The organism is Nonomuraea sp. bgisy101, from assembly GCF_057708945.1.
On sequence record NZ_JBYITD010000020.1, the window covers coordinates 78,811 to 90,867 of the forward strand.

Annotated in this window: 13 protein-coding genes; 9 read left to right on the top strand and 4 right to left on the bottom strand. The window is 70.2% G+C overall.

What is annotated here, in order from left to right:
- Window positions 1-21 precede the first annotated feature (21 nt).
- From AC3EO4_RS32850 to AC3EO4_RS32865, 4 genes are read left to right on the top strand one after another with little or no spacing between them, the layout of a single operon-like run.
- Window positions 22-948 (top strand): ABC transporter permease, encoded by a 927-nt coding sequence (locus AC3EO4_RS32850; protein ID WP_379569616.1) that lies wholly within the window; start codon window positions 22-24, stop codon window positions 946-948.
- Window positions 945-1,781 (top strand): ABC transporter permease, encoded by an 837-nt coding sequence (locus tag AC3EO4_RS32855; RefSeq protein ID WP_379569614.1) that lies wholly within the window; start codon window positions 945-947, stop codon window positions 1,779-1,781. Before AC3EO4_RS32850 ends, AC3EO4_RS32855 begins: the two co-directional genes overlap by 4 nt.
- Window positions 1,781-2,737, top strand: a complete 957-nt coding sequence (locus tag AC3EO4_RS32860; protein WP_431899263.1) for an ABC transporter ATP-binding protein — start codon at window positions 1,781-1,783, stop codon at window positions 2,735-2,737. The genes AC3EO4_RS32855 and AC3EO4_RS32860 overlap by 1 nt, the downstream gene beginning before the upstream one ends.
- Window positions 2,731-3,519: an ABC transporter ATP-binding protein gene (locus AC3EO4_RS32865; RefSeq protein WP_431899265.1), complete on the top strand. Its 789-nt coding sequence runs from the start codon at window positions 2,731-2,733 to the stop codon at window positions 3,517-3,519. The genes AC3EO4_RS32860 and AC3EO4_RS32865 overlap by 7 nt, the downstream gene beginning before the upstream one ends.
- Window positions 3,520-3,525: 6 nt before the next feature.
- On the opposite strand, the gene AC3EO4_RS32870 is transcribed toward AC3EO4_RS32865, so the two are convergent.
- Window positions 3,526-4,092, bottom strand: a complete 567-nt coding sequence (locus AC3EO4_RS32870) for an LURP-one-related family protein (protein ID WP_379569608.1) — start codon at window positions 4,090-4,092, stop codon at window positions 3,526-3,528.
- A 24-nt stretch (window positions 4,093-4,116) separates the two neighbouring features.
- Between AC3EO4_RS32870 and AC3EO4_RS32875 the strand changes: the two genes are divergently transcribed.
- The 3 genes from AC3EO4_RS32875 to lipB are packed head-to-tail and all read left to right on the top strand — an operon-like array spanning window position 4,117 to window position 5,525.
- The gene (locus AC3EO4_RS32875) at window positions 4,117-4,635 is read left to right on the top strand and encodes an HAD domain-containing protein (protein WP_379569606.1); all 519 of its coding nucleotides are present in this window, start codon (window positions 4,117-4,119) and stop codon (window positions 4,633-4,635) included.
- 52 nt (window positions 4,636-4,687) lie between these two features.
- The gene (locus tag AC3EO4_RS32880; RefSeq protein ID WP_358142826.1) at window positions 4,688-4,870 is read left to right on the top strand and encodes a PspC domain-containing protein; all 183 of its coding nucleotides are present in this window, start codon (window positions 4,688-4,690) and stop codon (window positions 4,868-4,870) included.
- A gap of 19 nt (window positions 4,871-4,889) precedes the next feature.
- Window positions 4,890-5,525: a lipoyl(octanoyl) transferase LipB gene (gene lipB / locus AC3EO4_RS32885; RefSeq protein ID WP_379569604.1), complete on the top strand. Its 636-nt coding sequence runs from the start codon at window positions 4,890-4,892 to the stop codon at window positions 5,523-5,525.
- A 40-nt stretch (window positions 5,526-5,565) separates the two neighbouring features.
- Here lipB and AC3EO4_RS32890 read toward each other — a convergent pair whose 3' ends face one another.
- Together AC3EO4_RS32890 and AC3EO4_RS32895 are read right to left on the bottom strand one after the other, a co-directional pair.
- Window positions 5,566-7,101: an amino acid permease gene (locus tag AC3EO4_RS32890; RefSeq protein ID WP_379569602.1), complete on the bottom strand. Its 1,536-nt coding sequence runs from the start codon at window positions 7,099-7,101 to the stop codon at window positions 5,566-5,568.
- A 19-nt stretch (window positions 7,102-7,120) separates the two neighbouring features.
- Window positions 7,121-8,005: a phosphotransferase gene (locus AC3EO4_RS32895; RefSeq protein WP_431899266.1), complete on the bottom strand. Its 885-nt coding sequence runs from the start codon at window positions 8,003-8,005 to the stop codon at window positions 7,121-7,123.
- 162 nt (window positions 8,006-8,167) lie between these two features.
- On the opposite strand from AC3EO4_RS32895, the gene AC3EO4_RS32900 reads away from it, so the two are divergent.
- Window positions 8,168-10,600 (top strand): GcvT family protein, encoded by a 2,433-nt coding sequence (locus AC3EO4_RS32900; RefSeq protein ID WP_431899268.1) that lies wholly within the window; start codon window positions 8,168-8,170, stop codon window positions 10,598-10,600.
- Here AC3EO4_RS32900 and AC3EO4_RS32905 read toward each other — a convergent pair.
- Complete coding sequence (locus AC3EO4_RS32905; protein WP_379569596.1) at window positions 10,569-11,402, bottom strand: zinc-binding dehydrogenase; 834 nt, start codon at window positions 11,400-11,402, stop codon at window positions 10,569-10,571. The two genes, AC3EO4_RS32900 and AC3EO4_RS32905, sit on opposite strands and share 32 nt — an antisense overlap.
- Before the next feature lie 118 nt (window positions 11,403-11,520).
- Between AC3EO4_RS32905 and AC3EO4_RS32910 the strand changes: the two genes are divergently transcribed.
- Window positions 11,521-12,045 (top strand): TetR/AcrR family transcriptional regulator, encoded by a 525-nt coding sequence (locus AC3EO4_RS32910; protein ID WP_431899269.1) that lies wholly within the window; start codon window positions 11,521-11,523, stop codon window positions 12,043-12,045.
- Window positions 12,046-12,057: the final 12 nt, after the last annotated feature.

The window sequence follows — 12,057 nt, forward strand, 5'->3', positions numbered from 1 at the left end:
ACCCGGGCACGGCGGGCCGACATGGTGACGCGCGCGGCCCGCAAGGTGGCGGGCCTGGTGGCGACCCTGCTGGCCACGTCGTTCGTGATCTTCGGCGCCGCCTACGCGGCGCCGGGTGACCCCGTGACGTTCCTGGCGGGCGGCAAGGAGAACCTGACCCCCGAGTACCTGGCGGCCATCAGGGCGCAGTACCACCTCGACGACCCGTTCCTCGTGCAGTACCTGAGGTGGCTCGGCGACGCCGTCACCGGCGACCTCGGACGCTCGCTGAAGTACAGCGACCAGGTGGCGGACCTGCTGGCCGCCAGGGTCCCGACCACGCTCGGCCTGGTCGCCTACGCGGCGGTGCTGTTCGTGGTGTTCGGCGTCGCCCTCGGCGCGCTGGCCGCCGTCCGCGGCGGACGCACCGACGCCGCGGTCGTGGCGGGCACCACGTTCGCCACCTCCGTGCCTCCGTTCGTGGTGGCCACGGGCCTGATCTCGCTGTTCGGCGTGCAGCTCGGCTGGTTCCCCGTCGGCGGGGGCGGGTCGCTGTGGCATCTCACGCTGCCCGCGATCACGCTCGCGCTCGGCGCACTGGCCATCATCAGCAGGGTGACCAGGCAGGCGATGGTCGAGCAGCGCGAGCTCGACCACGTCACGGTCGCCCGCGCCTCCGGGCTGTCCGAGCGGCTGATCGTGGTCCGACACGTCCTCCGCGGCGCGCTCGGGCCGATCGTCACGATGTGCGGCCTGGTCACCGCAGGTCTGCTCGCGGGCACGGTCACCGTCGAGAGCGCCTTCCAGCTCAGCGGCGTCGGCACCCTGCTCGTCGGCGCGATCAACACCCACGACTTCCCGGTGACGCAGGCGGTGCTGCTGCTCATGGTCACGGCCTACATCGCGGTCACCACGCTGGTCGAGCTCGCCCAGCCGCTGATCGACCCGCGGGCGAGGAGCGGGGCATGACCGTTGTCGCGACCCTGCCCTCAGCGAGGCGGCCCCTGGGATTCCAGCTCGCCGCCGCGCTGCTCGTCCTGGTGGTGGCGGGCGCGGTGCTCGCGCCCGTCGTCGCGCCGTACGCGCCGGACGCGGTCGACTTCGCCGCGACCCTCTCCCCGCTGTCGCCCGAGCATCTGCTCGGGGCCGACCAGTCGGGCCGCGACCTGCTGTCCAGGATCCTGTACGGCGCGCGGACCTCGCTGATCGGCCCGCTGGCGCTACTGGCGATCGCCTCGGTGCTCGGCGTCGCGCTCGGCACGCTCGCCGCCTGGTGGCGCGGCTGGGTCGACGCGTTCGTCTCGCGGGTGACCGACGTGATGTACGCCTTCCCCGGGCTGCTGTTCGTGGTGCTGGTCGTCGCCGTGTTCGGCAACGGCATCACCACGGCGGTCGTCGCGCTCGGCCTGGCCTACACGCCGACGATCGCCAAGTACACCAGGGCGATCGCGATCACCGAATGCGCGAAGCCGTACATCGACGCCTACCGGGTGCAGGGCATGAGCGGCCTGCGCATCTGCGTGCGCCATCTGGTGCCCAACATGGCCAGGTCGATCGTCGGCTACCTCGTGGTGCTGTTCGGCGAGGGGCTGATGAGCCTGGCCACGCTGAGCTTCCTCGGATTCGGGGCGCAGCCGCCGTCGTCGGACTGGGGGCTGATGGTCAAGGAGGGGCAGGCGGCGATGGTGCAGGGCGCGTTCCTGCCGGTGCTCGTGCCGGGCGCGGCGATCGCGCTGGTGGTGGTGTCGTTCAACGTGATCGGGGTCAGGCTCGCTGACCGCCTGGCCGCGAGGAGGCCCTGATGCTGCTGGATGTGAAGGGCCTGACGATCGAGGTGGGCGGCGGCCGGCCTATCCTGCGCGACGTCGCGTTGAGCGTGGCGCGCGGCGAGGTCGTCGGGCTGGTGGGCGAGTCGGGTTCGGGCAAGTCCACGATCGCCCGCGCGGTGCTCAGGCTGCTGCCGCAGAACGCGGCGGCGCGGGGCGAGGTGCTGGTCGAGGGTGCCGACGTGCTGACCATGGACGCCGCCGCGCTCCGGTCGTTGCGGGCCTCTCAGGTGGCGATGATCTACCAGGATCCGCGCTCGTCGCTCAACCCCGTACGCAGGATCGGCGACTTCCTCACCGAACGGATGGTCCACACGCTGGGCCGTACCAGGAAGGAGGCGCGAGTGCGGGCACTGGAGTTGCTGGCGGCGGTCGGCATGCGCGAGCCCGAGCTGCGGATGAGGCAGTACCCGCACGAGCTGTCGGGCGGCATGCTGCAGCGGGTGGTCATCGCCGCCGCGCTGGCCGCCGAGCCCGCGCTGCTGCTGGCCGACGAGGCGACCAGCGCGCTCGACGTCACCACCCAGGCCGACACGCTGGCGCTGCTGCGCGCGATCCAGGCCGAGCGTGCGCTCGGCATGCTGTTCATCACCCACGACCTGCATCTGGCCGCCGCCTACTGCGACCGGATCTACGTACTGTACGCGGGCACCGTCGTGGAGTCGCGGCCCGCCGAGGCGCTGTTCGCCGACCCGCGTCATCCCTACACCGCGGGGCTGCTGGCCTGCACGCCCGAGCTGGGCGACCCCCGGCCGATCAGGCCGATTCCCGGTCGTCCTCCCTCGCTCGACGACGCCTTCGACGGCTGTCCCTTCGCGCCGCGCTGCGCCATGGCCGGCACCGCGTGCGAGGAGCGGCGGCCCGTCCCCGTGGCCGTCGCCGGCGGGGTGGCCGCCTGTCACCTGATCGAGGAGGGGGCCCCGGCATGCTGACCGTCGAGAGGCTGCGCAAGACCTATCCGGGCGCGGTCGCCGCCGACGACGTGTCGTTCACGCTGCCGAGCGGCGGCTCGCTCGGGCTGGTGGGCGAATCGGGGTCGGGCAAGACGACCGTGGCCCGCATGCTCGTCGGCCTGGTCGCCCCCGACTCGGGGACGATCACCGTCGACGGTCGCGCCAGAGGCCCACGCGAGCGCGGCCGCGCGGCCAGGCTGCGCAGGGCCCGCGAGGTCCAGATGGTCTTCCAGGACCCCTACGTCTCCCTCGACCCGAGGCTGACGGCCGCCGAGTGCCTGCAGGCCGTGCTCCGGCTGCACGGCAGGGACCGCTCGCACGCCGCCGCCCTGCTCGACCGGGTGGGGCTCGGCAGCCGTGAGGCCACCGCGCGGCCCCACCAGCTCAGCGGAGGTCAGCGCCAGCGGCTGGCCATCGCGAGGGCGCTGGCGGTAGAGCCGTCGGTGGTGGTGCTCGACGAGGCGGTGGCCGCGCTCGACGTCTCCATCCAGGCGCAGATCCTCGACCTGCTCGCCGAGGTGCGCAGGGAGTCGGGAGTGGCGCTGCTGTTCGTCAGCCACGACCTGGCCGTCGTCAGGCACCTGTGCGAGGACACGCTGGTGCTCCACCGGGGCAAGGTGGTCGAGAGCGGCCCGGTCGCCAGGGTGCTCGAGGAGCCCGAACACCCCTACACCAGGCTGCTGCTCGCCTCGGTTCCCAAGCCGGGCTGGGATCCGGCTCAGGTGGCCGTCATCCGGAACGGCATGCCTTCGACGTCATAGCCGGGCTCAGCGGGACTGAAGGGCGTCGAGCGCGACCGCCATGGCGATCACCAGCCGCCGGTCCGTCCGCGGATCGTTGATGTCGACGACGTAGCGGTCGCGCAGCCCCCACTTCTTGACCACGGAGAACACGTCGCCGAAGTCGAAGTGGTACGGCAGCCACGACAGCGAGTCCACGAACCTGCGCAGCACCGCGACCAACGGGCTGCGCTCCTGCCCGGTGAGCGTCGGCATGCCCGGCTGGTCGAGGTGCCAGGTGGAGCGGATCAGCGACTGGCCGAAGTTCTTGCGGAACAGCCCGATGGGCCGTCCGGCGTCGTCGAAGACGTCGTAGCCGCTGCCGAGGTCGATGACGTTGCGGGCCTTGAAGCTCGCCAGTACCCGGGTCCTCGACTCGTCGGTGAAGAGGATCACCTCTTCCTTGAGCTTCATGCGCTTCTGCTCGGCGAAGGCGACCATCGGACCCTCGGAGCCGTCGGGGTTGGGGGCGTGGACGACATACCGGTTCACCATCATGGTGACCTTCTGGCGTACCAGGAGGCGGGTTTGCGCTTGGAGGGAGTGCGAATCCATGCAGGGCACCCTAGGGTAAATCGGGTGAAGCCCCTGCTGCTTGTGGATGTGGACGGCGTGCTCAATCCGTTCGGCCGTCCGAATGGGGACTTCAGGCGCTACCTGTGCACGATCGGCGCGGACTCGTACACCGTGCACCTCAACGTCCGCCATGGTGCCAGGCTCATGGAGCTGGCGCTCAAGACGCGGTCGGAGCTGGTGTGGGCGACGACGTGGGAGCACAGCGCCAACGAGTGGATCGCGCCCAGGGTCGGCCTGCCCCGGCTGCCGGTCGTGCCCATGGAGCCGAAGCGGCCGAGCGAGCGGGGCGAGTCGTTCAAGACGCCCTGCGTCGCCGACTACGTGGACCGCAGGCCGTTCGTCTGGTTCGACGACCACCTCTGGGCCGCCGACGAGGAGTACCTCAGGGCGCATCAGGGAGTCGACGACTTCCTGCTCGTTCCCGTCGACCCGCGCCACGGCCTGACCATGCGACATCTGGCCGCGGCGGAGCGGTGGCTGACCCTGTCAGGGTTCAATCAGGGTCGCGGTCAGGAACGCTGATCGAGGTCGGGTTCGTTGAACCAGGTGAATCGACACCACACGGAGGAGCTCGATGCACCGCTCGAGAGAACACCGAATCATCGCCGGCGTCTGCGGCGGGATCGCCGACCGTCTGGGCCTGCCGCCCACCTTCGTCAGGATCGTGTGGCTGCTGCTCTCGCTGATCCCCGGACCGCTGTGGGTCCTCTACGTGATCCTCTGGATCATCATGCCCAACGGGCCCGAGCGCTACTGACCGCGCTTATGCTCGAGGCATGAGGGAACGGTCGCTGACACTCATCCAGGACGAACTCGTCGACTACGACAAGGCCATGGAACGCATGACGGACCTGGTCGGCGAGCGCCAACGCGATGAGCGTCCCGACACGCTGTGGCTGCTGAGCCACCCTTCGGTCTTCACCGTCGGCAGGCGCACGCCGCTTCACCACCTGCCCGACCCCACGCGCGGCATCCCCGTGGTGGAGACGGGCAGGGGCGGTCAGCTGACCTACCATGGCCCCGGCCAGCTGGTCGGCTACCTCATCGTCAAGCTCGGCGAGGACGAGGGCATCGTCGACTACGTGCGCGAGGTCGAGCTGCGCCTGGTCTCGGCGCTGGCCGACCTCGGGCTGGCGGCCGAGCGCCGCGACACCCCGCCGGGCTCCGAACTGCTCACCGGCGTCTGGACCAGCGAGACCGGCCGCAAGGTGGTCTCCATCGGCATGCGCCAGTCGCGCGGCGTCACCAGTCACGGCTTCGCCCTCAACGTCGACGGCGATCTCGAGCCGTGGCACTGGGCGATCCCGTGCGGGATGCCCGAGGCCGACATGACCTCCCTCCTGCGCGAGCGCGGTTCGGCCGACATGGCCGAGGTCCGCGCGGTCGTGGCCGCGGCCTTCGACGCGTCCTAGCGCAGCGGGGGTACGGCGTGCGGGCCGTACCCCCGATGGCTCAGCCGACGGTCTCGTCGACGTTGCGGCGGGGTCCGGTGAACCACTTCTTGGCCGACAGCGTCCACCACAGGGCGATGCCGAGCAGGACGCCGCCCACGGCGATGGGCGCGTAGTTCACCGCGGTCCAGGTGAAGTCGGGATTGCCCGGCACGCCCGCCGGCGACAGGGGCATGATGAAGTAGATCGAGATGATCGCGATCTCGATGACGGCGATCCATCCGAGCACCTTGTACTTGGATCCCAGCGTCCACGGCCCCGGCCTGAACGCGTCGCCCATCCGCAGCCTCAGGTAGATCGGGATGAGGAAGGCCAGGTAGAGGCCGATCACCGCGATCGAGACGACGGCGTAGAACGCGATCGGCGTGCCGAGGCCTGCGGGCGCGTAGAGGGCGGGCAGGGTGATCAGGCCGGCGGCCACGCAGCCGGCGATGATGGCGTTGACCGGCGTGCGGTTGCGGTCGACCTTCGACCACAGCCTCCAGCCGGGAACGGCGCCGTCGCGGGAGAAGGCGTAGGTCATGCGCGACATCGAGGTCACACAGCTCATCCCGCAGAAGAACTGGCCGATCGTGGAGATCGCGAAGATCGCCGTGGCCAGGCTCGCGGGCAGCGCCGTGTCGAAGATCGCGCCGACGAAGCCGAACTGCTTGTTGATCTCGTCGACGTTCGTGGCGGCGAACAGGAACGCCAGCAGCAGGATCCAGCCGCCGATCGCCGAGTAGAAGATCGACTGCCACAGGCCCCTGGCCGCCGACAGCGACGCCCCGTGGGTCTCCTCGGAGACGTGGGCGCACGCGTCGAACCCGGTGATCGTGTACTGCGTGAGCAGGAAGCCCAGCGGCAGCACGTAGAACCAGAACGACGAGTCCGAGAAGCCGGAGTTGTTGATCGTCTCGGTGAACACGAACCGGAGCGTCTGGTGCTCGCTCGGCGCGAAGACCAGGATGGCGACCACGATCGCCGCGCCCGCCACATGCCACCAGACGGAGACGTTCTGCAGGAGCGAGATGAGCCGGTGGCTGTAGATGTTGATCAACGCGTGCAGGACCAGGACGATCACGAACAGCAGGAACGCGTTGGTGAGCGTGGCCTCCCACGCGCCCCCCGTGAGGCGGCTGATCGTGATGTTCAGGAAGGTCGCGCAGCCGTAGTCGACCGACGCGGTGACGGCGACCAGCCCGATGAGGTTCAGCCAGCCGGTGAACCAGCCGTGGATCGGCTTGCCCATCGTGGCCGCCCACCAGTAGATGCCGCCCGCCGTCGGGTACGCCGACACCAGTTCCGACATGCAGAAGCCGATGATGAGGATGAACATCGAGATCAGCGGCCAGCCCCAGGAGATGGCGATGGGACCGCCGTTGTTCCATGCCTGGCCGAACGTGGTGAAGCACCCGGCCAGGATTGAGATGATCGAGAATGAGATGGCGAAGTTGGAGAAGCCGCTCCAGGTCCTCGATAACTCCTGCTTGTAACCGAGCTCGGCGAGCCGCCGGGAATCCTCGTCTAATGTCTGGGAATCCTCGTCCAATGTCATGGAATCTCCTCGGGTTGTGCTAGTGCCTCCGGACGTCGTCGATCAGACGGCCGACACCGTCCAGGTCTCGTACGGCTCGCGCGAACTTGCCCGCGGCTTCCGCTTCGTAGTCGAAGTCGGCCTGCCGTACGAGGAGGCCGTGATGGACGGAGAACCAGAGGGTCCACGTCACGTTCGACATGATCTGGAAGAGGCGGACGCGGGAGTCGTGGTCGCCGTTGCTGAAGTAGGCCCTGGCCAGGTGTGCGGTCTGGTCAGGGTCGAGGTCCGCTTCCGCGGCGATGTCGCCGAGTTCGAAGGCGGGGTCGTTGTTGCCTGAGAGTTGGTAGTCGACGATGCGGATCTCGTCGTCCTGGGCGATGAAGTTCTCGGCCAGCAGGTCGTTGTGGCACGGCACGGTAGGGACGGCGGGGATGGCCCGCTCGATGTCCGCTATCGCGGGAAGGACGTCGTCGTAACCGTGGGGAACTCCCAGGTCATGGGTGTGGCAGCGGGCGCGGAACTCGCGCAGCTTGTCGAAGATGGAGAAGTCGTTGACGAAGCGGGGACCGGCGTGAAGTCGCCGGCAAGCGATAGCCACCTTTTCCAGATTTTTACTTATTTGTCCGGCATTAAGGGTGATGCCGTCCAGGTATTCGATCAAGAGGGCGTGAGCCTCGGGGAAATGGTGGATCACCTTCGGGCCGACGCCGGTCTCGGCGGCCCTGATCGTGTTCTCGACCTCCTGGTCTATGGGAATGCCCAGGCCTGCCGCGCACACGGCCGGATCGAGCACGCGCAGCAGCCATCGCTCCCCGTCCCCTGTCTCGACCTTGGCGATCAGGTGACTGAGCCCACCCTTGATGGGGGTCTGACTGACCGGTCGCCCGGCCCAATCGGAGACCAATTCGATCACGTCTGGCATGCGCGACTCCCTTTGGCCTACATTTAGACCATTCCGATCCTGCGGGCAAGGTGGCTCATGAGAAACGTGCTCACCAGATCTCCACCACACGTCCGCGCCATACCCGGGTCCTGGTGGCGGTCCACCTAGCACGTTTCTCATAGGTACATGGCGGTTTCGATCATGGGAATACCCGATTCGGCACAGGCGATAGTGATCGGCGGCGGGGTGGCGGGCTGCAGCGTGGCCTACCATCTGGCCCGCCTCGGCTGGAAAGACGTGGTGCTCGTCGAGCAGCACGAGCTCACCGAGGGCACCACGTGGCACTCGGCCGGGTTCGTCGGCCAGCTTCGCTCCACGGTCACGCAGACACGAATGATCATGTACTCGGCCGGGCTCTACCCCGAGCTGGCCGAGCTGACCGGCCTCGACCCCGGCTGGCACGGCGTCGGCGGGCTGCGGCTCGCGACCACGCACGACAGGGTGGAGGAGCTCGTCAGGCAGGCGGGCGCCGCCGAGACGTACGGCCTGGACATGTCGCTGCTGTCGGGCAGGCAGACCAACGACCTGATGCCCATGCTGAACGACGAGGACATCCTGGCCTCGCTGTGGTTGCCGGGCGACGGGTGGCTGGACCCCGCGTCACTGGCGCGGGCCCTGGCCGAGGGGGCGGCGAAGCTCGGCGTCCGGATCGTCACCGGCGTGCGGGTCACCGGCGTGGACGTGGCCGGCGGCGCGGTCCGCGGGGTCCGTCTGACCTCCACCGCGGGGGACGGTGACGAGAGGGTCGTCAGCACCGAGACCGTCGTGAACTGCGCCGGAGCGGCGGCGGGGAAGGTGGGCGCGCTGGCAGGCGTGGACGTCCCGATCGTGCCCATCAAGCACCAGTACGTCGTGACCCACCCCGCGGACATCCCCTCGTCCACGCCGACCGTGCGCGACCCCGACAACATCGTCTACTTCCGCGAGCACGAGGGCGGGATCCTCGTCGGCGGCTACATCCGCACGCCCGAGATCTGGGAGGCGGCCGACCCGCTGGCAGAGTCGAGGCTGCTCTTCGAACCGAACCTGCCCAAGTTCAGGGAGTCGTGGGCGTCGGCCCGTCACCGGCTGCCCGTCATCGCCAAGCGGACCACGGACGACTTCGACGCCGGCCAGGTGGCGCGGATCGTGCACGGGCCCGAGGCGTTCACCCCCGACGGCGAGTTCCTGCTGGGAGAGACCGCGGTGCGCGGGTTCTGGGTCGCGGCGGGATTCTGCGTCCACGGGCTGGCGGCCGCCGGAGGCGTCGGCAAGGTGATGGCCGAGTGGATCGTCGACGGCGTGCCCGAGTACGACCTGTTCGGGATGGACGTCAGACGGTTCGGCGGCTACGCCGGATCGGAGCGCTGGGCCAGGACGAAGGCGCTCGACTCCTACTCGAAGTACTACGACATCGTCTATCCGGGCGAGGAGCGCACCGCCGCCAGGCCGCTGCGCCGCTCACCCGCCTGGCCCAGACACGCCGACCTCGACGCGGCGTTCGGCGAGAAGGCCGGGTGGGAGCGAGTCAACTGGTTCGACTCCAACGCGACCGGTGACGGGCCACGACCGCTGGGCTGGGCGGGCCGGGTGTGGTCGCCCGCCGTACGGGAGGAGTGCCTGGCCACCAGGGACGCGGCGGGGCTGTTCGACCAGACCTCGTTCGCCAAGCTGGAGGTGTCGGGGCCGGGCGCGCTCGACCGGCTCCAGCGGCTGTGCGCCAACCAGATCGACAGGAAGGCCGGCGCGGTCGTCTACACCCAGCTGCTCAACCACCGGGGCGGCATCGAGGCCGACCTGACCGTCACCCGGCTCGGCGAGGACAGGTTCCGGCTGGTCACCGGCACCGCGTACGGGACGCACGACGCCGCGTGGCTGCGCCGCAACGGCCTCGACGTCGCGGACGTCACCTCCGCCTACGCCTGCTACTGCCTGTGGGGCCCGCAGGCGGCCGCGATCCTGGAGCGGATCTGCGACGACGACCTCGGCTTCCCCTACCTGCAGGCCAGGCACATCAGCGTCGCGCACGTGCCGGTGCTGGCGCAGCGGGTGACGTTCGTGGGCGAGTACGGCTGGGAGCTGTACTGCCCGGCCGAGTACGGCCTGACCCTGTGGGACGCGCTCATGGCGGCGGGCCTGCCGTACGGCATGCGTCCAGGGGGGTACCGGGCCATCGACTCGATGCGCCTGGAGAAGGGCTATCGGGTCTGGGGGCTGGACATCACCCCCGAGACCACGCCGTACGAGGCGGGGCTCGGCTTCGCCGTCACCACGGGCAAGGACTTCCTCGGCAGGGACGCGCTGGATCCCGCGCCCGAACGGACGCTGCGCTGCCTGGTGCTGCGCGACCCGCGGCGGGTGTGCCTGGGAGGGGAGCCCGTGCGGGTGGACGGCGTGCCCACCAGCCGCGTGACGAGCGGCGGCTACGGGCACCGCGTGGACGCCTCGATCGCCTACGCCTACCTGCGGGGCGAGCCGCGGGACGTGACCGTCGGCGTGGACGGCACCTGGGTGGAGGCCGCGGTCGAGGAGCGCCCGCCGTACGACCCCGGTCACGAGCGGATCAGGTCACGTCCAGCACGATCTTCCCCCTGACCTGCCCGGAGAAGAGCGCGTCGGCGGCCTCGCCGGCGCGCTCCCACGAGCCGCGCCAGCCGATCGACGGCGACAGCAGGCCGCGGGCGACGAGGTCGACGAGGATCTCCAGGTCGGGGCCCGGCTCGGAGACGTCGCCGAAGGAGTGGATGGACCTGGCCGCGCCGAGCGCGAACAGCGAGGTGAACGCGGCGGGCTCGCCCGAGGACCAGCCGATGCTCTGCAGGTTGCCGCCGGGTGCCAGCAGCTCCCACGCCCTGACCAGGTGAGGGCCGCCGAGCAGTTCGAGCACCACGTCGACGGGCCCGACGCCGTCGAGCGAGGCGACCACTTCGTCGGCGCCCAGCTCGCGTAGCCCTTCGCCGCGCCGGGCGGCGGCGATCACGTGCGCGCCCGCATGGTGGGCCAGCTGGACGGCCAGCCTGCCGACGCCGCCCGACGCGCCGGTGATCAGCACGCGCCTGCCGAGCAGCGGTCCTGCGGCCCTGAGCGTGCGCAGCGCGGTGAGGCCCGCCATCGGCAGCGCCGCGGCGTGCGCGAGGTCCACGCCGTCGGGCACGGCGGCCACGGACGACCGGGGGAAGACCGCCCGCTCCGCCCAGGCGCCCGGCCCGAACGCGACGACCCTGCCGCCCTTGCCCGGGCCCTCCAGCACGATGCCCGCGGCGTCGTGGCCGCCGATCCGGGGGTGCCGGAGCTCGCCGTGGTTCGCCGAGACGTGGCGGACCTCGACGAGCACCTCGCCAGGGCCGGGCACGGGCTCGGGTGCCTCGGCCAGCCTCAGTTCCCGCAGCGCACGCATGATTCTCCTTCGGCACGGAATGCTCGGCCCGGTGCGGCCCGCCGCTACGGAGCCTGAACCGGACTGTCGGTCCGCTTGATAGTATGAGGACCGTCAGTCCGCTTACAAGGGGGCCATCGTGGTGCGATCCGACGCGACCAGAAACCGCGAGGCCATCCTGCGGGCGGCCGAAGAGCTGCTCGCCACGGGCGAGAGCGTCTCGCTGGACCGCGTCGCCGAGGCGGCGGGCGTGGGCAAGGGCACGGTGTTCCGCAGGTTCGGCAACCGCACGGGGCTGTTCCAGGAACTGCTGGCCGAGCGGGCCGAACGGCTGGCCGCCCGGATCGCCGCCGAGGATCCGGCCATCCCCGCCAGTGAGCGCCTGTTCGGCTTCCTGGACGAGCTGGCCGATCTGGCGGGGCGGAACATCGCGCTGTTCGCGGCCCACGAGCGCGCCTGCGCGGAGGACAAGTACGCCGACCCGACCTACCTGCGCTGGCACGCCCACGTCACGGCCCTGATCGCCGAGGCGCGGCCGGACAGGGACGCGGGCTTCCTCGCCCACACGGTGCTCGCCTGCTTCGGCGGCGAACTGGTGCGCCATCTCGGCGTCGACCGGCTCAAGCGCTCGGTCCGCGAACTGGCGGCGGCCTTGACAGCCTGATCGTCGATATAA